Origin of the sequence: Ideonella lacteola, from assembly GCF_038066555.1 — a bacterium.
GTDB lineage: Bacteria > Pseudomonadota > Gammaproteobacteria > Burkholderiales > Burkholderiaceae_C > Ideonella > Ideonella lacteola.
In genome coordinates, this window is record NZ_JBBUTG010000012.1 from 161,874 (window position 1) to 187,604 (window position 25,731).

The 25,731-nt window shown below is 65.1% G+C and carries 21 protein-coding genes; 20 read left to right on the top strand and 1 reads right to left on the bottom strand.

Annotated features, from left to right (window positions below; genetic code table 11):
* The first annotated feature begins 378 nt into the window (after window positions 1-378).
* The 16 genes from AACH06_RS18760 (at window position 379) to AACH06_RS18835 (ending at window position 18,725) form a co-directional block, all read left to right on the top strand.
* On the top strand, window positions 379-2,382 hold the full coding sequence (locus AACH06_RS18760) for a GxGYxYP domain-containing protein (protein WP_341427280.1): 2,004 nt from the start codon (window positions 379-381) through the stop codon (window positions 2,380-2,382).
* Between the two features lie 46 nt (window positions 2,383-2,428).
* Window positions 2,429-4,339 (top strand): hypothetical protein, encoded by a 1,911-nt coding sequence (locus tag AACH06_RS18765; protein WP_341427281.1) that lies wholly within the window; start codon window positions 2,429-2,431, stop codon window positions 4,337-4,339.
* A gap of 120 nt (window positions 4,340-4,459) precedes the next feature.
* The gene (locus AACH06_RS18770) at window positions 4,460-7,279 is read left to right on the top strand and encodes an AbfB domain-containing protein (protein ID WP_341427282.1); all 2,820 of its coding nucleotides are present in this window, start codon (window positions 4,460-4,462) and stop codon (window positions 7,277-7,279) included.
* Window positions 7,280-7,392: 113 nt separating this feature from the next.
* Window positions 7,393-8,967 carry a M12 family metallo-peptidase gene (locus tag AACH06_RS18775; protein ID WP_341427283.1) on the top strand — a complete coding sequence of 525 codons (1,575 nt, stop codon included), beginning with the start codon at window positions 7,393-7,395 and terminating at the stop codon, window positions 8,965-8,967.
* A 201-nt stretch (window positions 8,968-9,168) separates the two neighbouring features.
* Entirely contained in the window at window positions 9,169-12,396 is a 3,228-nt protein-coding gene (locus AACH06_RS18780) for a TIM-barrel domain-containing protein (protein ID WP_341427284.1), read from the top strand.
* Window positions 12,397-12,643: 247 nt separating this feature from the next.
* The gene (locus AACH06_RS18785) at window positions 12,644-13,114 is read left to right on the top strand and encodes a DUF6985 domain-containing protein (RefSeq protein WP_341427285.1); all 471 of its coding nucleotides are present in this window, start codon (window positions 12,644-12,646) and stop codon (window positions 13,112-13,114) included.
* 130 nt (window positions 13,115-13,244) lie between these two features.
* Entirely contained in the window at window positions 13,245-13,784 is a 540-nt protein-coding gene (locus AACH06_RS18790; protein WP_341427286.1) for a hypothetical protein, read from the top strand.
* A gap of 177 nt (window positions 13,785-13,961) precedes the next feature.
* A complete protein-coding gene (locus tag AACH06_RS18795; RefSeq protein WP_341427287.1) occupies window positions 13,962-14,324 on the top strand; it encodes a hypothetical protein in 363 nt (120 codons plus the stop codon).
* A gap of 76 nt (window positions 14,325-14,400) precedes the next feature.
* Entirely contained in the window at window positions 14,401-14,772 is a 372-nt protein-coding gene (locus AACH06_RS18800) for an HflX-like GTP-binding protein (RefSeq protein WP_341427288.1), read from the top strand.
* Between the two features lie 37 nt (window positions 14,773-14,809).
* Entirely contained in the window at window positions 14,810-15,301 is a 492-nt protein-coding gene (locus AACH06_RS18805; protein WP_341427289.1) for a hypothetical protein, read from the top strand.
* A gap of 58 nt (window positions 15,302-15,359) precedes the next feature.
* The gene (locus AACH06_RS18810; RefSeq protein ID WP_341427290.1) at window positions 15,360-15,755 is read left to right on the top strand and encodes a hypothetical protein; all 396 of its coding nucleotides are present in this window, start codon (window positions 15,360-15,362) and stop codon (window positions 15,753-15,755) included.
* Between the two features lie 434 nt (window positions 15,756-16,189).
* A complete protein-coding gene (locus AACH06_RS18815) occupies window positions 16,190-16,582 on the top strand; it encodes a VOC family protein (RefSeq protein WP_341427291.1) in 393 nt (130 codons plus the stop codon).
* Window positions 16,583-16,664: 82 nt separating this feature from the next.
* A complete protein-coding gene (locus tag AACH06_RS18820) occupies window positions 16,665-17,147 on the top strand; it encodes a DUF4188 domain-containing protein (protein WP_341427292.1) in 483 nt (160 codons plus the stop codon).
* On the top strand, window positions 17,137-17,718 hold the full coding sequence (locus AACH06_RS18825; protein ID WP_341427293.1) for a GNAT family N-acetyltransferase: 582 nt from the start codon (window positions 17,137-17,139) through the stop codon (window positions 17,716-17,718). The genes AACH06_RS18820 and AACH06_RS18825 overlap by 11 nt, the downstream gene beginning before the upstream one ends.
* Window positions 17,719-17,806: 88 nt before the next feature.
* Window positions 17,807-18,175 (top strand): VOC family protein, encoded by a 369-nt coding sequence (locus AACH06_RS18830; protein WP_341427294.1) that lies wholly within the window; start codon window positions 17,807-17,809, stop codon window positions 18,173-18,175.
* Window positions 18,176-18,194: 19 nt separating this feature from the next.
* The gene (locus AACH06_RS18835) at window positions 18,195-18,725 is read left to right on the top strand and encodes a GNAT family N-acetyltransferase (RefSeq protein ID WP_341427295.1); all 531 of its coding nucleotides are present in this window, start codon (window positions 18,195-18,197) and stop codon (window positions 18,723-18,725) included.
* A gap of 122 nt (window positions 18,726-18,847) precedes the next feature.
* On the opposite strand, the gene AACH06_RS18840 is transcribed toward AACH06_RS18835, so the two are convergent.
* On the bottom strand, window positions 18,848-20,863 hold the full coding sequence (locus AACH06_RS18840) for a glycoside hydrolase family 76 protein (protein ID WP_341427296.1): 2,016 nt from the start codon (window positions 20,861-20,863) through the stop codon (window positions 18,848-18,850).
* A 308-nt stretch (window positions 20,864-21,171) separates the two neighbouring features.
* Between AACH06_RS18840 and AACH06_RS18845 the strand changes: the two genes are divergently transcribed.
* From AACH06_RS18845 to AACH06_RS18860, 4 genes are all read left to right on the top strand, one after another.
* Window positions 21,172-21,948, top strand: coding sequence for a hypothetical protein (locus tag AACH06_RS18845; protein ID WP_341427297.1), 777 nt, complete (start codon window positions 21,172-21,174; stop codon window positions 21,946-21,948).
* Window positions 21,912-24,374, top strand: coding sequence for a hypothetical protein (locus tag AACH06_RS18850; RefSeq protein WP_341427298.1), 2,463 nt, complete (start codon window positions 21,912-21,914; stop codon window positions 24,372-24,374). The genes AACH06_RS18845 and AACH06_RS18850 overlap by 37 nt, the downstream gene beginning before the upstream one ends.
* A gap of 142 nt (window positions 24,375-24,516) precedes the next feature.
* Window positions 24,517-25,077 (top strand): hypothetical protein, encoded by a 561-nt coding sequence (locus AACH06_RS18855; protein ID WP_341427299.1) that lies wholly within the window; start codon window positions 24,517-24,519, stop codon window positions 25,075-25,077.
* A gap of 203 nt (window positions 25,078-25,280) precedes the next feature.
* On the top strand, window positions 25,281-25,700 hold the full coding sequence (locus AACH06_RS18860; RefSeq protein WP_341427300.1) for a hypothetical protein: 420 nt from the start codon (window positions 25,281-25,283) through the stop codon (window positions 25,698-25,700).
* The last annotated feature ends 31 nt before the right edge of the window (window positions 25,701-25,731 follow it).

Below are 25,731 nucleotides of genomic sequence, written 5' to 3' on the forward strand. Positions count from 1 at the left end.
ATAGAAAACCCTAGACGGAAGCCCCGCGAAAGCAGCCGTCAGATACTCAGTTTCATGTGGCGCCGCCTGGCGATGAGCGGTCTTGCCTGCGAGCGTGGCGGGCCCGAAGGTGAGGGCGCTCTGTACTTTGTTGCAGACCGGTATATCAATCTCGGCAGCATGACATCGTTGTCATGATATGTCGGAATCCATAAAACCTTCATGAACACGCACTGCAAGCTACCTGTGTTGCGAGTGGTTTCATTGTGGTTATGTCAGATCCCACTATCCTGAATGGGTAATGGAAGCCGTTCCAACTGAGTGGCCTATAACCCCGGCCACGAACGGCGGCTTGAACGCCACCGAATCCCGGCAGACACCTTCGAGGACGCACAGGCGATGTTGAGCAGCAGCAGGGGAGCAAGGGCGCAGATGCGGGCAGCGGCGGTGCTGGGCGCTGGCTTGGTGTGTGCCGTGGCAGCGCACGCCGACATCACCTGGCCCACCAAGCAACTGCTGCCCAGCTTCGCGGCGCCCAAGCCGGTGCAAGACCTCATCACCCTGCGCGAAACCCCGCTGCGCTGGGAGGCCGAGGGCCCGGCCATCGCCCACGCCACCGGCCGGCCCGATGGCGATGGTTGGTTGTGCCAGACGGGCATCGATGCGCCGAATGCGCACATGGTCTACGGCCCCTACGACAACAGCGTGCCGCCCGGCCCGAACACCGCCGAGTTCGTGCTCAAGATCGACAACAACACGGCCAACAACGAGCCCCAGGTCGTGCTGGATGTGCGCGACGCCACCAGCGGCGCCGTGCTCGCGCAGCGCACGGTCAACCGGATGGACTTTCCGGTGGCCAGCCAGTACGTCAACTTCCAGCTGCCTTTCAACCTGGCCGCTGCCAACCATTCGTTGGAGCTGCGGGTGTACTGGCTCGGTGGGGCGTACATCAAGGTCGACCGCGTCGGTGTCACCCAGGGCCCCAGCTCGGACGAGATGGTGTTGTTCGCCTCGCTCAAGGGCATCGTCAACTTCAAGAAGCCGCGCATCTTCTCGTACGAGGGAGACGCATTCGCCGAGGGGCCGACCACCTGGCTGCAGTCGCTGGGCCTGCAGTGGACAGAGGTTTCCGACAACTGGAGCCTGATCACCAAGTACCGAGACTCGCTCAAGGGCTTGATCGTCGTCGATCCGGCCCAGCCGGACACCATCAACCTGGCCACCGCCATCGCGCGCCAACGCAAGGCATTGATCGCGTCGCCCACGCTGGCGGCTCGGCTCACGGCGGCGCCCTACAACCTGCCCATCCTCGTCGACTACCGCGGCCAGTTCACCAGCAAGCTGCAGGTCTACCAGACGCTGTACGACACTCTCTGGCCCACGCTCACCCACCGGGCGGTGGTGAGCATCTCGCCCACCATCCACCGGGCCGCGGTGCGCGAATACGCCACGGCGGTGGGCACGGCCACCCTCTGGCTCGACCCACGTGTGCCCGGCGAGAGTGAGCTGCTCAACAAGTTCCTCGCCTCGATGGGGGCGGGCACCGTGATGCTGGGCTGGTGGCCTGAGGAGGCCAGCGGCGTCGAGCGGGCGTCGCAGTACGGCATCGCCACCGTGGCGAGCGACTGGTCGTCCAACCTGACGGTGCACAGCGGCATGCCGCGCACCATCCAGATCGCGCCGGTACCCGCCAAGCCCACGCTTCAGAACAAGCTTTACGTCGCCTTCATCCTCAGCGACGGCGACAACCTGCAGTACGTCGAGCACCTGATGCGCAAGCTCTGGAACAACCCCGATCGCGGCAAGGTGCCCATCGGCTGGACGGTCTCTCCCGCGATGGTCGATGCGATGCCTGGCGCGCTCGACTTCTTCCACCGCACGTCCACCGTCAACGACAACCTCATCTCCGGCCCTTCAGGCTACGGCTACACCTACCCCAACTCGTGGACGAACGCTGCCGCGCTGGACCAGTTCGTGGCCACTACCGAGCGCTACAACAAGAAGGCCGGGCTGAAGGTGATCACCGTGTGGAACACCATCACCGGCGGCATCAGCCAGGCCTCGGGCAGCGCCTATGCGCGCAATGCGCCGACGCTGCTGGGTCTCACGGCCCAGAACACCGGCGGCGGCCTCACCATCTACGACAACACGCTGCCAGGCATGGCGCTGTCGTGCAACTACTGCACCGACGAGCAGGCGATGAAGAACCACATCGCCTCGGCCTCGGCCGGGTGGAACCGCACTTCGCCCCGCTTCATCCTGATCCAGGCGCAGCCGTGGACGAACGTCACCCCCACCACCTTCCTGAATGTGGCCAACAGCCTGGGCAGCGACTACGTCGTCGTGCGGCCCGACACCGCCTTCCAGCTGCTGCGCGAGGCCAATGGCCTGCCGTGGTGGTGAGGCCAGCGGCCCGAATCGATTTGCAGTGAAAAGAGGAGAAACGCCCGTGCATCAACAACACCATCGCCTGCAACACGGCTGGCTCACCCGGCTCGCGTGTGTGCTGCTGGGGGCCTGGTCGTGCACCACGTCCACGCCGGCCTTGGCCGTGGCCCGTGGCGCGAACGTGCCATGGATCGAATACCAGGCCGAAGACGGGCAGACCAACGCGCAGCTGCTGGGCCCCAGCCGGCAGAAGTGGGATGCCAATCACATCGAGGCCGAGGCCATCGGCCGCAAGGCCGTGCGCCTGAACAAGACCGGCGACTACGTGTCGTTCACCACCCAGAAAGCCGCCAATGCCATCGTCGTCCGCTATTCGATCCCTGATGCCCCGGGCGGCGGCGGCATCGATGCCACGCTGGGCCTTTACGTCAACGGCACGCGCGTTCGCACCTTGCCGCTCACCTCGCGCTACTCGTGGTCGTACCTCGGCGGCAAGATCGGTGACCCGGTGGTCGACATCCCGGGGCCGCAGCCGCACACCTTCTTCGACGAAGTGCGCATGCTGGTCGATCAGATCCCGCAAGGCGCGACCGTCATGCTCAAGCGCGATGCGCAAGACGCCGCGCCTTTCTATGTCATCGATCTGGTCGATCTGGAGCAAGCCCCCGCGCCGTTGACGATGCCCGAGGGCTTCACCTCGGTCACCCAGTTCGGCATCTTCCCCGACGATGGGGTGGATCACGCCGACGACATCCTGCGTGCCATGCACTCGACGAGCAAGCTGTGGTTCCCGCCGGGCAACTACCTGGCCAATGTCATCCATGGCGGCAACGTGGGCCTGGACAACCCCGGCATCGAGGTGCGCGGCGCCGGCATGTGGCACACCAACATCCGTGGCCCCAAGTCCATGTTCTTCTGCGCCGGTGCCAGCTCGCGCTGCGTGTTCGGCGATTTCTCCATCTTCGGCGAAAGCAAGGCCCGCGATGAGGAGACCAACGGCCCGCAGAAAGCCTTTGCCGGCCCGATGGGCAAGAACAGCCTGATCGAGAACCTGTGGATCGAGCACAAGGTGGCCGCGATCTGGGTGGGCAACGATCCCCCCTACCAGGCCCAGCCCACCGATGGCCTGGTGATCCGCAATTGCCGCATCCGCAACACCTACGCCGACGGCGTCAACCTGGACAACGGCACCTCGAACTCCATCGTCGAGCACTGCCACATGCGCAATACCGGTGACGATGCGGTGGCGATCTGGTCCATCCAGTGGACGAAGTGGGTCGCCTACAAGACCTGGGAGTTCGGCCCGAACTTCTTCACCGACGAGCAGCGCAACGCGCCGGACCAAGGCATTGGCCACGGCAACATCGTGCGCCACGTGTCGGTGCAGATGCCGTGGCGGGCCAACTGCTTCGCGGTCTACGGTGGGGCTGACAACGTCTTCCGCGACAGCACCTGCGAAGACGTGTTGACCTACCCGGGCATCCTCATCGACCACGAGTTCAGCCCCTATCTCTTCGCCAAGCCGCGTACCACCTTCCAGAACATCTCGCTCACCCGAGCGGGCGGCACGATGTTCCGCGAAGACACGCCCAACCCCTGGCACCACGGCGCGTTGAAGCTCTACCTGCGTGAGGGCAGCATCAGCGACATCTACGTGAAAGACGTGGACATCATCGAGCCCACCTACGCCGGCATCGAGTTCCGTGGCTTCGGCACGCCCTATGCGCAGGGCGAGCGCATCCCGCCCTTCGTGCTGCAGGCCGCCGACAACGCCACCTTCAACCGGGTGAAGCTCGAGAACGTGCATGTGAAGCGCGCCGGCACCTACGGCATCGAGGTGGCCGACGGCGGCGGGCGCGGCTCGGTGCGCTTCGTCGGCGTCACCGTGGCCGGCTCGGGCGTGGCGCCCTTGCAGCGCGAGAACGCGCCCGACAGCTTTTTCGACAAAGGCAAAGGCAACCAGGGCTGGTAGGCCCCCGCCGCCGGGCATCGCCCACTTGATGCATGCCGCCTCGCTGCCCATGGGCGAGGGGGCAGGCGGGGTGCTGCCCGTTTCTTCGCCTGCCGCAATTTCATCAACCAGAGACAACGCATGACGACAAAGCTTCTACTTGCCATGCTGGCCACCACCGCCGTGGTGGCCGGCTGCGGCGGTGGCGCGGCCGATGATCCGGCCCAGCCCGCCGGGGCCGAGCGGGCGCAGGCGCTGGCCGCATCGCCCTCGGCAGACGCCCCCGTGTCGCCGCAGGCACCGACCCCGCGCATGACCACCCCGTGGACGGATGCCGCTCTGCAGGCGCCCGTGCCGCTGCCCGAATACCCCCGGCCGCAGATGGTGCGTGGCGATTGGCTCAACCTCAACGGCCAATGGGCCTACCGCGGTGGCGCGGGCGCGCCCGATGCCGAGCACCCGCCGGCCAGCGCACCCAGCTTTCCGCCCAACCCTGAGCAGATCCGCGTGCCGTATCCGGCCGAGTCGTATCTCTCAGGCATTCAGCGCATGAACGAGCGCCACCTTTGGTACAAGCGCAGCTTCACCGTGCCGGCAGGTTGGTCGGGCAAGCAGGTGCTGCTGAACTTCGGTGCGGTCGATCGCCTGGCCACCGTGTATGTCAACGGCCAGCAGGTCGGCCAGCACAGTGGTGGCTATGACGCGTTCAGCTTCGACATCACCTCGTACCTGAAGTCGGGGGCCAACGAGCTGGTGGTGGGCGCCTTCGATCCCACCGACGGCACCGACATGCTGGGCAAGCAAACCAACTCGCCCGGCGGGATCTTCTACACCCCGAGCTCCGGCATCTGGCAGACGGTGTGGCTCGAGCCCGTAGCGCCGGCGCACATCGACCGGGTGGATCTGACCCCCAACCTCGACACCGACAGCCTCAAGATCGCGCTCAAGGGCAAGAAGCTCAGCGGGATGACGATCGACGCCGTGGTCTCTTCCAAGGGCACCAAGGTGGCCACGGCCAGCGGCAGTGCCACCGACGCGCTGAGCGTGAAGGTGAAGAACCCGCACCTCTGGTCGCCCGAAGACCCCTTCCTCTACGACCTCACGCTCAAGCTGAAGAACGCCAAGGGCAAGGTGGTCGATCAGGTCGAGAGCTACTTCGGCATGCGCTCGATCAGCGTGGGCGATGTGGGTGGCGTGCCTCGGCCGCTGCTGAACGGCAAGTTCGTCTTCCAGAACGGCCCGTTGGACCAGGGCTTCTGGCCCGATGGCCTTTACACCGCGCCCACCGACGAAGCGTTGAAATCCGACCTCGTGGCCACCAAGGACCTGGGCTTCAACATGGTGCGCAAGCACATCAAGGTCGAGCCGCAGCGCTGGTACTACTGGGCCGACAAGCTCGGCCTGCTGGTGTGGCAGGACATGCCTCACGCGTGGGACGCCGAGGGCAACACCGCCGTGCGCGACAAGGTGCGTGCCGAAGACAAGGAGATCGTCGACGAGCACCGCTCTTCGCCCTCCATCGTCACTTGGGTGATCTTCAACGAGAGCTGGGGCGATTTCGAAATGCCCAGCATGGCCGCTACCTTCCGCCAGTGGGACAAGAGTCGCCTGATCAACACCCACTCGGGCATCAACTTCGCCCCGGGCGACAGCGGCGCGGGCGATCTGATCGACCTGCACGACTACCCCGGCCCGGCCGCCCCCGATTGGAAGCCCGGCCGCATCTCGGTGCTGGGTGAATACGGCGGCAACGGGCTGCGGGTGGATGGCCACATGTGGAACCCCGATTCCACCTGCTGCTATGTGCTGTACCCGGATCAGGCCTCGCTGCAGTCGGCCTATGTGGGGCAGGTGAACCGGATCCGCGAACTCGTCAGCACCAAGGGCCTGAGCGCGGTGGTCTACACCGAGATCACCGACGTGGAAGACGAGTTGAACGGCTTCCTCACTTACGACCGCCGCGTGCGCAAGATGGACTTTGCGCTCGTCCGTGCCACCAACCAGGCGCTGGTCGACGGTGTGCCGTACTTCAGGCTGGGCACCGCCTACTCGCTGCGAACGGTGACCCCGGGCGTCACCAACCGCTACCTGCGCCACTTCGACAGCCAGGGCTACACCGCGGTGGTGGACGATGCGAGCGACAACCTGCTCAAGCAGGATGCCTCGTGGAAGCCTGTCACCGGCTTGTCGAACAGCGCCTGCTTGTCGTTCGAGTCGGTGAACATCCCGGGCCGCTTCATGCGCCACCAGGATGGGCGCATTCGCATCGATGCCAGCGACAACAGCGATGCGTTCAAGCAATCGGCCACCTTCTGCCCGCGCACGGCGCTGGATGGCGGTGGCGGTGTTTCGCTCGAATCGGCCAACAAACCCGGCTTCTACATCCGCCACCAGGCCGAGGCGGTGTGGCTGCATCAGTCTGACAACAGCGAGCTGTTCAAGGCCGATGCATCGTGGTCACCCCAGGTGGGCTGGTGGCGCAGCGCCGTCATCCTGCCCACGGGCAACCACCAATCGCTGCGCGTGCTGACGCCCGGCTTCGACAACCGCTACCTGCGCCACTACGACGGCCTGGCCAACACCGAGGTGGTCAACAGTGGCAGCGATGCGGTGCTGAAGGCCGATGCCACCTGGCGCCTGGTGCCCGGGCTGGCCAACGCCACCTGCTACTCGTTCGAATCGCGCAACTTCCCGGGCGAATACCTGCGCCACCAGGCCTCGCGGGTGAAGCGCATGCCGTTGGAGAACAACGATCTCTACCGGCAGGACGCCACCTTCTGCTCGGCCAGCGGGCAGGGCGGCGGTGTGCGTTTTGCGGCGATCAACTACCCCAACCGCTTCCTGCGCCACTACGCCTCGCAGGTGTGGATCGCCGATGGCTTTGGCGGTAGCGACTGGAACACCTCGCTGAGCTTCGAAAACGATTCGCGCTGGGCCGTTGAGGCAGCCTGGGCGCCCTGAGACACCGCAGCCGCCACCGGCCGCCGCGGTGATGCGGCTGCGCTGTGAAGGGGCCACCGCCACCCGGTGGCCCCCGTTTCCTGCCAACTACCCATCAGACAAGGAAGTCACCGATGCATACCCACGCTCGTCTTTCCCGTGCTGTGCTGGCCTCGAAACCGGCGCGCGGCACACGGCGCCCGGCCACCGGCCTGTTGAAGTGGTGCGCTGCCGCGGCCCTGCTCGCCACCACCGCCGCACATGCGGCTGAAGTGAAGATCTTTGGCGCCCACCCGCAAGGCCAGGCCCTGAGCCGGGCCGAGATGGCGCGGCCGGCCGATGTGCCCGACAAAGGCAGCTTTCCGGTGAGCGTGAACCTGCGGCAACTGCGCAAGCTGCCCATCCAGGGCGAGGCCGAGCTGAACCTGCCCGATGGCCGACGCATGGTGGTGGTGCACGATGAAACGCATCGCAGCGAATCCGGCAACCACACCTTCGTGGGCCACCTGCGCGACCACGGCAAAGACTTCCGCGTGATCATCACCGAGGCCCCGAACGGCCTGGCCAACGGCATCGTCACGCTGCCCGAAGGTGGCCTGCGTCTCGAAGGCCGCACCGGCCAAACCTGGCTGATCGACCCGCAGCGCGCCGGCATCGGCTATGCGCCGCTGGCCGAGCCCCGCCTGCCGGACACACTGAGCAGCGCCGTGCAGCGCAAGCTGGAGGCCGCCGCTGCCGAAGAAAAAGGGCAGGGCGATGAAGCGCGCATCCAGCCCTTGGCACAAAGCACGGTGGACATGATGGTCGTCTACACGCCCAACATGGTCAGCCGCTACGGCGGCGATGCCGGCGCCCGCGCCCGCATCGACAGCCAGATGGCCATCTTCAACCAGATCCTGCGCGACAGCGCGGTGGAAGTGACCGCCAGGCTGGTGAAGGCGCTGTATGTGAACCAGGACGACAACGTCAACCAGGGCACGCTGCTGACGATGATCACCAACGGGCAGGGCGCCTTCGCCAACGTGCGCCCCGAGCGCGACGCCGCCAAGGCCGATGTGGTGCACCTGCTGCACAAGCCCACCGTGGGCGTGGGCTCGTGCGGCATCGCCTACCTGAGCGTGACCAAGGGCCCCACCGGCCATGCCGACTGGGCCTACGGTGTGACCGACGACAACTGCCCCACCATGGTGATGGCCCACGAGGTGGGCCACAACTTTGGCATGAACCACGACCATGCCCAAGGCGGGGGCGAGCCGGTGTTCCCCTATGCGTGGGGCTACATCGTGCCCGGCACCAACTATGGCGACGTGATGTCGTACGCCGGTACGCACTACTACAAGTACTCGAACCCGCGCATCGGCGGCTGCTCGGGCCAGGCCTGCGGGCAAGACGGCTGGGCCGACGCGGCACGCGCCATCAACGAAACCAAGGGCATCGTCGCGAACTACCGCATCGGCGCCCGCACGCCTGCCTGCTTCTACGAGCACGCCAACTACGCCGGCAAGGTGCTGTGCTCGACCACCGACAACCCCTGGGTCGGCGCCTCGTGGAACGACATCATTTCATCCGTGCGCGTGCCCGCCGGGACCCGCGTGACCCTTTACGAACACGCCAACTACCAAGGCCGCGCGCTGGTGCTGACCAGCGACACCTCGCTGGTGCCGGCCGATTTCAACGACAAGACCTCGTCATTCAGAGTGGCGAGGTGAGGGCGGGGGCCAAGGCGCAGCAAAGCGCCTGGCACCCCTGAGCGACGCGGCGAGGCCCAACGGCTGAGTCGCGAAGCAGGAGGAGAGCGGGGCGGGCTTCGGCCCGCCCCTTTTTCGCAAGAGGGAGGGCGCGGGCGACGGGTTTGCACTCGATCACCCGAGCGTCTTCAGGATTCTTCACCGAAGAGAGCGAGGAGAGACATGTTGGTTCGTTCCAGTGCGGCGCCCTGCGCGCCGCGATCCCTGGCTGTTGCCGCAGCGGTTGGCCTCATCACGGCCGCTGCCAACAGCGCCTTTGCCGCGAATGCCGATCCCCGCGACTGGGCCGTTGTTTCAGGACAGGCGCGCTTCGAAGTCCTGTCACCGCGGGTGATTCGCACCGAATATGCGGGCGACCGACAGTTTCAAGACGGCGCCACCTTCAATGCGGTGGGACGACGCCAGTTCACCAAGCCGAAGTTCACCACCGAACGCAGCGACGGGTGGTTGATCATCACCACCTCGTCGATGGTGCTGAAGTACAAGGAGGGCTCGGGCGCGTTCGACGCGCGCAACCTGATCGTGCAATTGAAGGCAGACGCGCCACTGGCGGCGGCGCCGTGGCGGCGCATCGAATGTGGACTGGGCCGCCTGTGTGAAGCAGAGCAGTTGTCGGCTTCGGGGCCGTCGCTGGCCTCCGACCACACGGGCTATACAGGCGACGGTTTCATGGCGGGGTTCTCCGGTGTCAATGATTCGCTGACGATGGATGTCAACGTACCGACGGCCGGCGCCTACTCTTTCCAGATCCGCTATGCCAATGGTGTGGGTGGCGACGGTCAACATGTCCAGCGCAACCTGAGTGTGGCGGTGGGCAGCGGGGCGCCTCAATCGCTTGCGTTGCCCACAACGGCCAATTGGGACACCTGGGGCGTGGCGAGTGGTCAGGTGCAGCTCGCTGCGGGCAAGAACACCGTGCGCCTCTACCGGGGCGCGGGCGACAACGGCCATGTGAACGTCGACAGCGTCGCGGTCGTGAACCTCGGCTCCGGCTTCCCACCCGTGTCGAGCCGCCAGGCCATGGACTGCCCCTACGGTACGGTGTGTGAAGCCGAAGGTGGCCAACTGGGCGGCACGGCGGTGGTCATGAAAGACCACGCAGGCTATGCGGGTGGCGGCTTCGTGGCCGAGTTGAACCAAGGCTCCAGCATCGCCACGAAAATCATCAGCGTGCCGACCGACGGCACCTATTCGCTGCAACTGCGCTATGCCAACAGCACCGGTAGCGATGGCCAGAACCAGACGCGGTCCATGCGCGTCAGCGTCAATGGCGCTCAAACCAACCTGAGTCTGCCTTCCACCGGCAGTTGGGACACTTGGCGAACCGCCACGGTGGACGTGGTGCTCCGTGCCGGCGACAACGACCTGACGCTGAGTTGCCCGGACGCGTCGAGTTGTCACGTCAACGCCGACACGATGGCGCTGACCACGCCGGGCGCTGCCACGCTGACTCCGCACTTTCCGCTTGGCGGCTACCGCCGCAGCCTGGACGGCATTCGCGGGGGGATTCCCCCAACGACGCCTGGCTTGCTGTACCGCGACGGCTGGTACCTGCTGGATGACACCCAGACGGCGCTCTACGACAGCAAGACCGACGTGCTGTCCGCGCGTCCCACCCATGGGGGCGAGCCCTACCAGGATGGCTACGTCTTTGCCTATGGCAAGAACTACAAGAAGGCACTCGGTGACCTGGCGAAGCTGACGGGGCCGGCGCTGCTGTTGCCGCGTTGGGCCTATGGCGTGTGGTTCTCCGAGTACTACGACCGCACCGCCGCCGACTTTCAGAACAACATCGTGCCGCGCTTCCGTTCCGAGGGGGTGCCTTTGGACGTCCTGGTGGTGGACACCGACTTCAAGGCGCTCGATACCTGGTCTGGCTGGGCGATCGATCCGGTGAAGTTTCCGAATCCCAAAGGCTTTCTTGATTGGGTGCATGGCCAAGGCCTTTTCGCACCCTTCAACATCCACCCGTCGATCGTCGGCAACGACCCTCAATTCGCCCAGGCGCAGGCCACCGCCAAGAACAAGCTGACCCGAACCTACTGTGGCGGCAGTGCCGGCTCCAACCCCTTCGGGTGCTACGGCTTCGATTGGGCCGACCCCGATCAACTGGCCGCGTACTTCAATCTGCACCAGCAGATGGAAGACCAGGGCGTCGACGTCTGGTGGCTGGATTGGTGCTGCGACGGATCGCAGGCCTCGCGCCGCGATGTGACCTCCGACGCCTTCATCAACCAGAAGTACGCCGCACGGGTGAGCAAGAAGGTTGGCCGGGGCTTTGCCTTCTCGCGCGCCTACGGCTCTGGGCCCGCCAACAATCTGCCGAACGAGCCGATGGGGCCGTGGGCTGACAAGCGCAGCACGCTGCACTTCACCGGCGACACCTATTCGACCTGGGAGATGCTGGCCGCCGCAGGCGGCTACACCGCGGCCGAATCGGCAGCCACGGGCATTTCCTCGGTGAGCCACGATATCGGCGGCCACAACAACCCAGGCGATCAGGCGCCTGGTGCCGAGCCCGGCACCACGCGGATGTCCGACGACATGTATGCCCGCTGGGTGCAACTGGGCACCTTCCAGCCCATCTTGCGACTGCACAGCAACCACGGCGACCGGCTGCCCTGGCAATACGGGGCGGCGGGCCAGGCTTCGGCAACGAAGTTCCTCCGCCTGCGCGAGCAACTCGTGCCGACCACCTATTCGCTGGCCTGGAAGGCCAACCAGACGGGCGTGCCGCTGGTTCGTGCGATGTACCTCGAGTACCCGAAGGAGGAGGCGGCCTACACCACCGCCTGGTCGCAGTACTTCTACGGCCCGGATCTTCTCGTGGCCCCCGCGGCCAGCCCGGGCACGTCGACGACCACCTCGGTGTGGTTCCCAGCTGGCGCGTGGACCGACTACTTCTCTGGCGCCACCTACAGCGGAAACACCACGCGCAGCATCACCACTGATCTGAATGCGATGCCGGTCTTCCTGCGGGCCGGTGGCATGGTGGTCACCCGCAGCGACAACGCGCCCAACGACGTGCAGAACCCGATGAAGAGCTTGACAGTGACGCTGGCTACCGGCGACCGTGGGAAGTTCACGCTGTACGAAGACGATGGCCGCAACCCGGATCTGGATCAAAGCGCGACCACGACCCTCACCTACGACGAAGCGGCCGGCGACCACACCTTGACCATCCAGGCGGCCAAGGGCAGCTTTGCGGGGCAGGTGACGAAGCGCTCGTGGTCAGTGGTCTTCATGAACGCGACGCCGCCTACGCAGGTCATGCTGGACGGCGCCCCGGCCTCGCCCTCTGCCTGGAGCTACGACAACGCCAGCCGAAAGTTGACCGTGAACGTGGACAGCCGCTCCGTGTCGAAGAAGACAACGGTGGCATTTCGTTGATTGAGCAGTCAGCGGCACGTACCCTCGGGTGCGTGCCGCTCTGCCTCGCGCACATGCTCAGGTCTTGCCTGATCTCCGCGTTTCGGTGACATTGAGCCGTCTCTGAGCCGGCAACTTGCTCCGTGGTGACAGGTGTAAGGTAGAGGCATTGGCGCCCGCCACGCTTGCGCATCCGTCCCTCTGGATGTCTGGGGCCGCACGCGGCGTGGCGCATTGACGTTTTGGACCACGTGAGGCGCTGAACAACATGCAAGAGCTCGTCAAAGAGGTCACCACGGAAGGTAATTGGCCTCTTCAGGGTCAAGTCTTCCTCTCTCTCTTCGATCGGTACATTCCCTTTGCGGTTGAAGATGAGGCCAGCATCGAGTACGTCATCCAGTGCGCGGAGTACATGAACTCATGGAGCGAAGAGACCATCGAGTCGCTGTGCCAAGCCTGTATCCGGTACTGCAACGACTTTCGGGAGATGATCGGCGAGGACACCATCGAGTTCTCGTCTCCTCGTGAAGTTCTCGAGCTGGTTCATCCCACCTCGCTCATCGTTCCCAACCCGGATTTCCCTGAACCCGTGGCCCATCTGGAGCTGAACTGCGATTGGGAAGAGGAACACGGAATGGAGTGGATCGTCCGCGGAGCGAAAGTCCTCTACGTCGGGGGCTTCAACGGTCAGAGCCCCTGGGAGAGCTTTGTGCCGAAGAAGAGCTGGAACTATGCGTGACCTGTCTGTCAGCGAGTCGTTCTGCGCGCCACAAGGTGCAGTTGGGGCATCCGTTCCTGTCGATTCAGAATCGGTAAACCCTTCACTCCGTCAAGGCGCGCTGCCCGCGGTTCGCCATTCATATTGAACGTTGGGCACTGAGTTCATGCAACGTCGCCTCGCCCTGGCTGCCACGGCCGCCGTTGTATCGGCGCCGGCACGCGCTCTCTACGATCCGAAACCCAGTCCCTTGCTGGCGCTCGCGCCGGGCGGATGGGCGGGAACGCTCACCTATCGCGATTGGAGCAACCCCGAGAAGCTGGTCACCCTTCCATGCCAGCTGAAGGTCGCGCTGTCGTCGCCAGAGGAGTTGACCCTCTTCTACGTTTTCGACGACGGACCGGGCAAGGTGGTCTATTCGTACGAGCGCATGAGCTTCGACTTCTCAGCCAAGACCTTGACGTGGCTCTCCGGCGTCTCAAAGCCCAGCACCGAGCAGTACACCATCACGAGCTCGACTGCGAGTGCCGAGGAGACGCAGCTCGATTTCGAACACACGGCCGACGGCCGCACGGACAAGTACGCCTTCACGCTCACCAGGAAGTCCTGGTCGATGACCAAGGTCGAACACGACACTTCGGGGCGGCAAACCTTCAGGAACAAGTATGAGTTCCAGCGCAGTGAAGGTTGATCTTGACGCGGGGTGTTCCCGTTGATTCAGCGACAAGCTTTGCGGCAAAGCAAGTCGTCTCCGTCATGAATGAATTCAGGCCGTTGGCTCGATCGCTCTCCGCGATATCGGTGAACGGTGTCGGGAGCCGATGACAGGTTCCGCAGGGCAGTGCCTCACTCGGATGTCGATGCAGGGATGTGGTCAATGAAGGCGTGCTCGCGATGGGTGGTCTCCTTATTGACGGCGGCGCCAGTTCTGCTGATTCTCGGAGTTGTGGTGTGGCAAGAATGGCGCGACCACAAGTTGCTGGCGTTCTGTAGGGAAGTACGTCCTGGGATGCGCGTTTCTGTTCTCATTGACCTTGAGCGGCATCACCGGATAGACGGCTCCTACATCGTCCAAGCGACCTTCGTTGAAGAGCTTGATCAATCTTCCATCTACGATCTTGAGTTCAGAAGCCAGTTTCTTGACCCTGACTTTGCGTGCGCCATTAACCACGACGGAGAGACTGTCAAGAGTGTTCAGTTGCTGACACTGGAGGGATACATTCCGGACTAGCTTGTGCGCGAGTTGCCGTCGCGCCGCTTCAGCAGATGGGGCGATTGAGCGGAGTCCACGCGAACTCAGAGTACTGATGAAAAACCGTGAGCACCAGAATGGAAAGCGGGCGATCATCGCCGCCTTGGTGAGTTCCAAGGCGACGGACACCGAATCGCGCATCCAAGAACTGCAAGGCGTTCTCGCCGAGAAGGGCATTGACGTCGTTGCGCACCTTGTTCAGCGCCGCGGTGTGTCTCGATCCAAACAAAACGGAGCGAAGCGACTCGACTCTCCTCTGACCTCGGCAACGATCTTTGGAAGGGGGAAAGTAGAGGAGCTTGCTTGGCTTGTCAAAGAGAAATCAGTGAGCGTGGTTTACGTCTTGAATCTCCTGTCTTCCACTCAAATCCAGCGGCTGTCAGACCTTACTGGCTGCGAAGTTCTTTCGCATGTGGGTGCGAGCTGATCGGTGGCTGGCTGCCGCAGAGCGTAGGGGCATTCACGTGGAAACTGTCAGCGTCACCTTCGATCGCATATTTGACGTGGTTCAGATGAACCGGAATCGGGCTCTCTCCACTCAGTTTGGCTTCGAGGCCGGCCCGTTGAAGAAGTACGCCGTTGCAGTGCCGGGCAAGCCCGAGCTGGAGGTGGGCATGACGGTCACAGTGGTGCTCAAGAGGCCGGGCGACTGGCAGTCAGTGCTGGGGTGGGTCAACCATCGAACCGGTGAGATTGCTTGCTGGCCCACTGCCGCCGCGGGCGGCTACTTCATGGCATCCTTCATGGGCATGCTTTGGGCTGCGGACCTATGGAACGACCATCCCGCATGGAGCGCTCTGATCATCGTCGTTGCAGCCTGTTTTCTGATGAACGGCATCGACGACGTCAGAGATGCGGAAAGGGCGCACCGCGTATTGATGGCCAAGCGCGACGAGTGGACGGTGAAGCAGGTGCCTGATGTCGCTTCGCCGAGTGCTGGCCAGCCTGAACGGTAGGAAACTTATCCCGCTCCCGTTGGCCATCGTCATTTGGCCTCCCCGACATTCGATAGCCGTGCATTCCAACCGCTACACACTGGAGTTCGAAGGCTCCGAGATTGCTTCGGTCGCCGAGTGCGACGGCGACTTGGTCGTGCGCTTCTCGGCCGCCGCAGCGACAGACGATTCATCTCGGACCGAGGGGCACCTTCAGTCCGTCGAGCTGATCGTGCATCAGGCGTCTTGGCGCGGCCACCTGGGCTTGTGCTTTGGCCGGCTGTCGTCGGGCAGCCTAGCCGCGGAGGGCGCCACCAGCACCGGTGCATCGCGCTTGCCCGTTCCGCACCAATCGCACCTGCCGGTTCGGCTGGAACTGCTGTTCAGGAATGGGGAAGCGCTCGCTGTGGGCGGCGCCTCGGTTACGCTGCGCACCAACGGCCCCACTGCCTTCTTCGAATCGTATGCGTGCTAGCCACCCGAGGATGCAGAGCTGACGTTTCAACATGCCGATTCCCAAGCTGAAGTCAGGCCGGTTCTCAGTGCTCTTTGTCGAGAAGGCGACCGGAGTCGTTTTGGCGCTCAATGGCGAACGCCTTCTGAACAGACGGGGCCGGTGTTTCAGGGTTTTCGAATCTGATAGGGCTGAAGAAGCTTTCGCGATCGCCCATGTGCGATCGAACCCCGCCGTCGAGTGCTCGATCTTCGACTGCAATGGCCAGTTCCTGAGATCAGTAGATATGGATTCGTAGGCATTCTCTGTCCATGCCGACCGGGTGCGGCGAATGGGTCTACCTTGTACCGATGATCTGGCTTGTCTCGAGCCACCGTGTGTGCGGGCTGCGATACTGATCCGCTCGGGCATGGGCCGCCGCCGGGCGGCGCGGGCCAACACAAACAGGAGAAACCATGTTCAGTCACGTGATGGTCGGCACCAACGACATCGAGCGCTCGCGCCGCTTCTACAACGCCCTTCTCGGCGTTCTGGGTGTGCCGGAGCCTGTTCAGAACGAAAACAAGACGGGGCAGGTGCGCCTGTTCTATCGGCACGACGGGGGCACGTTTTGCGTGAGCCAGCCGATCAACGGCGAGCCCGCCACGCATGCCAACGGTGCGACCATTGGCTTCAGGTGCCATTCACCAGAGCAGGTGAGCCAGTTTCATGACGTGGCGGTGGCGCATGGCGGCACCTCCATCGAAGAGCCACCGGGTCTTCGCGAAGGGAAACTGGGTTCGATGTACCTGGCCTATGTGCGCGATCCGGACGGCAACAAGCTCTGCGCGCTTTTCCGCCCGAAGTAGTTACGGTTCAGGGGCATCCGCGAGCGCGCATTGATCGAGCGTGTCTGGGCCGACCATCTCGCCAACCAAACGAAGGCTACCCATGCTGCTGAACTCTCGCATGACCGCGCGCCCTGAGGGCAGCTTCGTTGTCTTCCTGATCGGCATGCGGATCAACAAGCCACTCCGCGTTCACAAGTGGTGGCCGGTGGCCTCGGCCATGCCTCGCATGCTCACCGAGTTGTACCGCCAGCCTGAGCTGGGATTGCTCTGCCATGAGATGTGGTTCTCTCGCACCATCATCTTGCTGCAGTACTGGCGCAGCATGGATCAGTTGCTGGCTTACGCCAAAGACAGGAGTGCCGCACACTTGCCCGCTTGGCAGAGCTTCAATCGGGCCATCGGCACCGATGGCACGGTGGGCATCTGGCACGAGACCTATCAGGCGCAACCGGGCAGCTTCGAGAACGTGTACGTGAACATGCCCCCGTTCGGCCTGGGCAAGGTCGGCCCGCTGGTCGAGGCAAGGGGTGGCCTGCAGTCCGCTGCGGGTCGAATGCAGGGGGAGGGGCGCGGTGAGGGTTGAGCCATCGTCTTTCCCCACCCTCCAAACGCCGCGCCTCATCCTGCGCGAGATCGTTGCCGATGACGCGGATGCGCTGTTCTCGATCCACGGCGATGCAGACCGCATGAAGTGGTTCGGCACCGACCCGCTGCCAGACCGAGACACCGCGTTGAGGCTGGTCGACACCTTTGCGGGCTGGAGGCAGATGGCCAACCCTGGCACGCGTTGGGGCATCGAGGTGAAGGGCCGGCCGGGCCTGGGCGGCAGCTGTGGGCTGTTCGCCTGGAACCGCAGCTGGCGCAAGTGCGCGCTGGGCTACGAACTGGCGCGAGAACTGGAGGGGCAGGGCTACATGAGCGAGGCCCTTCGCAGGGTGATTGAGTGGGGCTGGGCAGAGATGGCGCTCAATCGCATTGAAGCCCAGGTCCATCCGGACAACGCGGGCTCGATGGCGGTTCTCGTTCGGCTTGGCTTCGTGCAGGAGGGCCGGCTGCGGCAGGTGGGCTACTGGGGCGGCCGCTTCCACGACATGTACCAGTACGGGCTGCTGAGAGAAGATTGGGCGCCTCCGCCCGCGCAGGGCCTCGCCTGAGCCTGCAACGCGCGGCTCGCGCGGGCCGGTGATGTCTTGCGTCTCGCTACCATCGAACGTCAAAACCTCTTCGTCGCAACCATCAGCCATGGCAAATCTACGCGTCACTGAGATCAAGGCCTTTGTCCCGTCGAGGGACTTCGAGGTTTCGAAGAAGTTCTATCAAGACCTGGGCTTCACCATGGCCTCGGATGGCGACGGCATTGCCTACTTCCACTTCGGCCACGTGAGCTTTCTGCTGCAAGATTTTTGTGCAGAGGGCCTGGCTGAGAACTTCATGATGCACATCCTGGTCGAGGATGTGGAAGCCTGGTGGAACCATGTTCAAGCCAGCGGTGTGGTCGCGCGTTACGGCGTGTCGTGCTCAGACATGCAGGCCCAGCCGTGGCGCATGAAAGACTTCTGCCTGACGGACCCTTCCGGGGTTCTCTGGCGGATCGGCCAGAACACAGATTGATCCGGTCACTTTGAAATCGATGAGTGCAACACGTGAGTTTCTGATCCGCAGCGGCGAAGCGGGCGATGCCCACCGGCTGGCGGTGCTGGCCACCCAGGTCTGGTTGCACACCTATGCGGTCGACGGCATCAGCGATCTCACGGCGCACTACATCCTGAGCGAGATCACGCCAGAGAAGTACGCGCAGGCCCTGGCAGAGCCTTCGGTCCACTTCTTGGTAGCCGAGCGCGAGGGGTGCCTGATCGGGTTTGCCAAGGTCCGCTTGACGACGCCTTGCCCCAGCGACGGTGTGGCTACCTCGGCCGAGTTGCAGACGCTTTATGTGCAAGAGCACTACATCGGCCGCGGGCTCGGCAGGCGCCTGCTTCAGGCGGCAGAGGCGCTCGCCCGCGAGCACTCAGAGCCTCGTCTGTGGCTCACGGTGAACGCCAAGAACCAACGAGCGCTGCGTTTCTACGCTCGTGTCGGCTACGCGAAAGTCGGCACGGCGTATTTCGTGCTGGGAGACGAGCGACACGAGAACCATGTGCTCGTCGGTGGTGCCGCATAGGCGATTCGTGCCGCCGCGGGCACGTGGCCAGGTGCCATGCACGGGCCGGGCGGCGGCAGAGCGCGGCTGATTCATAGGTGTCGGGCGGCCCCTGCGCTGGCGGGGCCGCCTGAATCACTGCGTCACTTGCCCCACAACTCGATCTCGGCCAACTGCAGCAGCGTGCCGCTGTGGTTGGTCAGGGTCAGGCGGTAGTGGGTGTAGGCCTTGGTGTTGTCGATCTTGAACCGGCGGGTCTCGAAGCGGCCGGCGAAATCCTGGCCCTTGCGCTTGTCGAGCGTGGTCCAGGTGGCGCCGTCGTTCGAGGCCTGCAGCTTCCAGCTGGCCGGGTCGCGCTCGGGGAAGTCGTTGGCCGACGTCAACGTATAGCTCTTGAGCACATGCGGCTCGGCCGGCTGGAACTGCACCCAGGCCGAGGCGTGCACCGCCAGGTACTTGGTGTTGACGTCGTTGTCGATCAGCTTCTCGACACCCTCGTTCGGCGGCGAGTCGCTGTACTGCGCGGTGATGCTGCCGCCGGCCAGGTCGGTGAAATCGATCTTGCTGCCGGTCTTGGCGGGCCGCACGATGATGGACGACGCCCAGTTGTCGATGCCGTTGTCGCTGAGGCAGCTGTCGCTGGCGGTGAGCACCTTGCTCGCGCCGGTGAAGTTCCAGTCCTGGAACACTTCAACCTCGTACTTTGGCGAGAGGCGGATCGACGAGATCGTGTCGTTGTCGATGCCGCGCGCCTGCAGGTCGAACATCGTGTACTTGCCCTCGGGCAGGTGGATGCTGCGGTCGCCGTAGTTGCAGTTGCGGAAGACCTCGGCCCCCGGCACCACCGCCTCGACCACCACCGACTGAACCACGTCGTTGAAGCCTTCCGCCACGAGGCAGCTGCTGTCGGCCGTCTTCACGAGCGACGTGCCGGTGAAGTTGTCGCCGGTGTAGAGCGTGGCCTTGTAGCCCGGCTGCACCTTGATCGACGAGATGGCCTTGTTCGGCATGCCGATGAAGTCGAGGTTGGCGGCGGTGTAGCGGCCCAGTGGCAGGCCAGCGGAGTATGAGGCGGCGAAGTTGCATTCCTTGAACACCGCCACCGGGTCAGGGTGCTTCGGGTATCCGCCCTTGGTGTTGCCCAACTCGGCAAAGCCACGCGCCGCCGAGGCCTGGAAGAGCAGCCCGTCGGACGCGGGGCCGTTCACATTCCAGTTCTCGGGGTAGCGGCCGTTGGCGTCTTTCGAGTTGTCGTGCAGGTGCTTCAGGAAGCCCGAGGCGATGTTCAACCAGTTGATGTCCTGGTCCTGGTTGTAGAGCTCGACGTAGGCCGCGCTCATGTCGTGGCCGCCCCATTGGCCGGTCTCGTGCAGGGCGTGGGTGTTCCAGTCAATGTAGACCGTCTCCATGGCCAGGCCCATGTGCTTCGCGTCGTCCCAGTACTTGCTGTCGCCGGTGATCTGGAACAGGCGCAAGGCCGCCTGGGTGACGACGGCGTTTTCGTAGCCGCGGTATCCCGGGCCGAGGCCGAAGCGGTTGGTGCGAACCCAGGTGTACAAGCGCAGGCCGTCAGTGAGGTATTTGGATTCACCCGTGGCCTGGTAGATCTGCAAGTTCACCACCGTGGTCGGCGCGGTGCCGCACAGGCACTGCCCGCTGGTGTCGCCTTCGTGCCAGCGGATGCCGCCATTCGGGTTGCCATTCGGCGGGTTCTCACCGCTCATGCTGAAGGCCAGCACCTCTTTGGCGCGGTTGAGGTACTTGGCGTCGTTGGTCAGCTCATAGAGCTCCATCAGCGCCTTGGCCACCCAGGCGTTGTCGTCGTAGTAGCGATCGCCGCATGCATTGGCGCTGGCGTTGTAGGCCCAGCGGTTGTTGGTGAAGCACCAGTACTTCTGGTGCATCTCGTCGGCGAGCGCACCGGCCTCGGTGAGCTTGCGGGCGGCGATCAGGGCATGCAGTTGCACGCCCTGGGGCCAGTTGAACGCGATCGCGTTCGAGCCCATGGTTTCGCGGTACAGGCTGCTGCCTGAAATGCCGTAGTCGCGGCTGACGGCCTGGAGCGTTTCGTCGCCCCAGGTTTTGAATGGGGCGGGCTGAGCCCACAAAGACGACTGAATGAACAGCCACAAAAGGGCTATGAAGCCGAGCTTGCGCATGGTGTGCCTCTCCTCGATGGACATGGTTCCTCAGGGCACCTGTCGGTGTGTCATCGGTGGGAAGCCTTCGATCCACTGACAGGGCTTGACGGTGCGCCGCTCACGTGCCGGAAATCACTCCGGCCGTGGCGTGTCACGCCGTCCTCCGCGGGCGATTTTGGCCAGAGCGGTCCACGCGGGTGGCCTCCAGTTGTAATGGGTCGTGTCGCCAGCGACGAGGCTCATCGTGACGCCGCGCAAGGCCCGCGCTTGGGGTGACCTGTTGCGCCGGCCCAGGTGACGGCTGTGGCGCCGATATAGTGCCGCGCATGGTTCGCGTCACACCCTTGCGGCTGGGGCTGGCGGCGCTCTTGGTGCCGCTGCTGCTCTGCCTGCCCGGCAGCCGTGCCCAGCGGCAGACGCATCCTGCGCTGGCGGCGCTGCCCCCGCGCATGCTCTGGGCCTGGGAGCGACCTGAAGACTTGCGTGGGCTGCCCCCCGACATCGGCGTGGCCTGGCTCGCGCGCACCATCGAGCTCGATGGTCGCCATGCGCTGGTACGGCGGCGTGCGCCTGCGCTGGAGGTGTCCCCGGGCACGGTGCTGGTGCCGGTGTTGCATGTGGATCTGATCTGGCGCCGGCCACCGCGTTTCAGCGCCGAGCAGCGCGAACGCGTGGTGCAAGAGGGGCTGGACCTGCAGCGCAGCACTGGGGCCCGTGTGCTGCAGCTGGATTTCGAGATCGGGCGATCTCAGCGCCGCTTTCTGGCCGAGGTGGTGGGCGAGCTGCGCCGTCGCCTGCCGCCCGAGGTGGCCTTGTCGATGACGGCGCTGGCCTCTTGGTGCGCTGGCGATGCCTGGCTGGGGCACAGCCCGGCCGACGAGATCGTGCCCATGGCCTTCCGCATGGCCAGCGATGACGCCGAGATCCGCACGCTGCTGGCGCGCACCGGCCAGTTCCCTCGGGCCCGCTGTCAGTCGGCCACTGGCAGTGCCACCGACGAGCCCATGCCCCCGCTGCGCAGCCCGCGCCGCTACTACTTTTCACCCCGTTCCTGGACCGCTGAACAATGGCAACGACTCCCCGCCGCCACCACTTCTCACTGACCTCACTGACCCCTCTGACCCCTCTGACCCCGCTGCGTGCCTGCTGGGCGGCCCGCTGGGTCTGCGCTTGGCTGATGGTCTTTGCCGTCTCGGCCCACGCCAGCGGTGGGGACTACGAGATGAGCGACAGCATCTTCGCGCCCGGCCTTTCGGTGGACAGCCAGGCGCTGCCGCGCTATGGCACGGGCCAGCTCGGCGTGATCCAGCCCAGCTACCGAAGGGTGTATCTCATGCTCGCCTGGCGCGCGGCGCAAGGTCATCCGCTGTCCGCCGCCGAGATGGACCAGTTGGTGGTCCAAGGGTGGCGGGTGCAGGTGGAAGGCACCCGCAATCCCTACTCCAGCGCCACGGCCTGGCGCGAGGCACGCAAGGCCGCTGTGGCGCGCCTGCCAGCCGGCAAGCGGCCCCGATCCAAAGGCTTGCCAGAAGGCAGCGAGGTGTTCGGCGAGTTCGGCGGCGGCATGAACTGCAACGCCTACGCCTTCGTGCGCGCCGAGCAGACCTTGGCCGAGCGCCAGAAGATGCCGGCCGACCAGGGCTGGCCCGCTTGGGGCGGCCTGTGGCTGCAGCAGCAGGACGCGGTGTTCGACGCTTGCACGGCCACGCCCACGGCGGGGGGCGCCCCAGAGGCCGCGCCGCTGTTGCCACCGCTGCCCGCAGGCGCACCGCCATGGCTGCAGTGGGACCGCGACTACCAGATGGCCGCCATCCGCTTCTATCGGCGTGACTATCAGGCAGCACGCGAGGCTTTCCTGGCGATTGCGGCCGACAAGGCCTCGCCCTGGCGCGTCGTCGCGGCCTATCTGGCAGCCCGCAGCTTGATCCGCGCGACGTCCGACGAGTTTGGGGGCGACGCCCCGGCCGGGGGCCGCCAGGTCAACGCCGAGGTTCGCGAGATGCTGGCCACGGCTCGGCGCGAGCTGCTGCAGGTGGCCGATGAGTACCCACCCGCCCACGACCTGGTGGGATGGATCGACATGCGCCTGCGGCCGCAAGAGCGGCTGAAGGGCCTGGGCGCCGAGTTGGCCGAGGGGCGGCTGATTCCGCATCGGGTGGGTGCGGTGAACGACTACCTGGTCTGGTTGTCGCGCCTGCCGCCGCAAACGCTGGTGGACGCGCCCGATGCGATGACACGCTGGATCGGGGTTATGCAGGCCTGCTGCGCACCGCTGGAAATGCCGTGGTGGATCGACACGGGCGCTTCGCAGGCGGCCGAATCGCTGGTTGGTGAGCCATTGCAGCAGCGTGCGCTCGGTGTGGCGAGGGCGCAGTGGCGCGCCACGCATGCGCCGGTATGGCTGGTGCCGCTGCTCTCGCAAGCCTTGCCGCCCGGCCCCAAGGTGCCCGCCGAGCGGCTGCTGGCTGCTGACGAGCGACAGGCAGCCCTGGCCGTGCCCGCCGAATCACCGATCTACCTGCACCTGCGCTATCACCTGCTGCGCCTGCGGATCGCCCAAGGCGACACGGCGTCGGCCGATGCCGACATCGCGGCGCTGCTCGCTGACCGCAAGCAGCCGATGTCGGATGCCACACGCAACCGCTTCCTCGGCCTGAAGGTGCAGTCGGCGCAATCCCTGGCCGACTTCCTGGCCACCGCGCCGCGCCGCATCGTCGAGCCCATGGGGCGGCCGCTCATCGACGCTGATCGGGCGAGCCGCGCCAACCCGCAGGCCGCGGCCCCGGCGGTCGGGTTGGACAGTGATTTCCTCGGCCCGCTCTATCGCCACCTGCCGCTGGCCACCCTGATGGCGATCCGCCAGGCGCCGGAGCTCAGTGCCGAGCGCGTGCGCCTCACCGAGATCATCTGGACCCGCGCGGCCCTGCTCGGCCAATGGGAGGTGGCCGATGCCTTGGCAGACGAACTGGCCCAGCCCCGCACCACCACGCGCGAGCTGTGGCGGCGCTTCAAGGCCGCCCGCACCCCAGCGGAAAAGCGAGACGCGGCCACGGTGATCTGGGTCAACACGCCCGAGCTGAACCCCGGCCTCGCGCTGCCAGACCCGCAAGCCTATGGCCAGTGCAACAGCGTGGGCTGGTCGGTGCCACAGCGCGACGATGGCCGCGAGGGCGCCCGGGACGATGCCCGCGAGGATGGCGGCGAAACCCTCTTGTGGCAGGCACCTGCTTTCCTGTCAGCGGCCGAGCGCGCACAGGCCGCCGAGCAGATGCGCCCGCTGTTGGCATTGAAAGACCGCAACCCGGCCCTGGCGCCGACCTTGATGGCTTGGGCCAAGGCCCATCCTGAAGACCCCGAGGCCCCCAAGGCGCTGCACTTCTTCGTCATGAGCACTCGCAAGGAATGCCGCCGCTACGACGCGGACCGCCCGAATGCGCCACCTCGATCGCACCCCCGCGAGGCCTTCCAGCTGCTGCACAAGCTCTGGCCGCGCAGTGAATGGGCGAAGATCACCAAGTACTATTACTGAGGCGCACGGACGCGTCGGCGGCCCCGCCGTTGGCGGCCGGCGGTGTCCGACCGTGCCGTTTCACCATCGCGCGTAGCGCAACGCGTCCGGGGCTTGAAGCCGTGACGGCGCTGCGTTCATTCCATGAGGATGGCCTGACTCCATGAAGCTTGTTTTCACTCTGCTGGCCCTCGGCCTGGCCGCCTCGGCACAAGCCGACTGCCAAGCCGACCTGGCACGCCATCGGCAAGCCGACATGTCGCTGAGCTATGAGCAGTTCGATCAAACCGAAGACCGGGGTTTCAGGGCCCTGGCCAAAGCCGGGTGCTATGCCGAGGCCGAGCAGTTGATCGTGCAGTACATGCAGGCCAACCCGCGCGGGCAGCAGTCGCTGCGCTGGCATGCCGCGCAGATGGCCGCGTCTGCGGGCCACTACGCCCAGGCAGCCGCCCATGCCCATCGCATGCTGGCCGAGGCGAAAGCGGCAGACGATTCGCCCTTGATGTGGAACGACTATGTGCTGGCGTCGATCGCGTTTTTCGAACGAGACAAGGCAGGGCTGCAACGCCACCGCGACGTGATTGCGCGCAAGGGCCAGGGCTTTTGGGGCAATCGCATGAACCTGAACCTGCTGGACACGATGCTCGAACACTTCGACCTGGGCTACGCCGAGATCGGCGAAAAAGCGGCTGCCGCCTGGGACGCGAAGCCGGCGGCCGAGTGACGGCCCGGCGCCCCCGCCTGCGTGAAGGCATGAACGTGGCCCGATCTGGCCCCGGCCGCATGAGTGGCCGGCCGCGCCTTGCGCTCTTCGCTGTGTTGCTGTCCCTTACGCTGACCCTTTTGCCATCCCTTCTGACAGCCCTTCTGCTGCCTGCGGCGGAGGCGAGGGCGGGTGCACCGGTGACGGAGAGCGACGACTTCCCCATGCTCCATACGCAGGGGGAGGACTACGTCAACACCTGCCACCCGAGCGAGCTGGAAGCCCTTCGCGCTATGGTGATGAACGCGGCGGCCGACCGCAATCCCAGTGACGCGTGGACGCTGATCTCCTTCCTTTTGTGCGGCACGGGCGATCGGGCCGAGGCCGAGGTTCAGCGCCACCTGCCCGCGAAGGTCTTGTTCACCGCCATGGACACCGGACAGACGCAGCCGACGCGAGAGCTGCGCGAGCCCGGCGAATCTCTGTTGGCCGGACGGCGCGCGTGGTCGGCCTCGGCGCAGATCTCTGCTGGCGGCTTGATCATGCTGGGCTACCTGTCGGGTGAGGCCTGCGCGCGCAGCATCAGCATGCGCTTCAATGGGCGCGGCTGGCTCGTTGTCGAGGTGAACGATGGCTGCGATTGAGGCGCGAAGGCCCCGCCATCGCCGGCCTCAG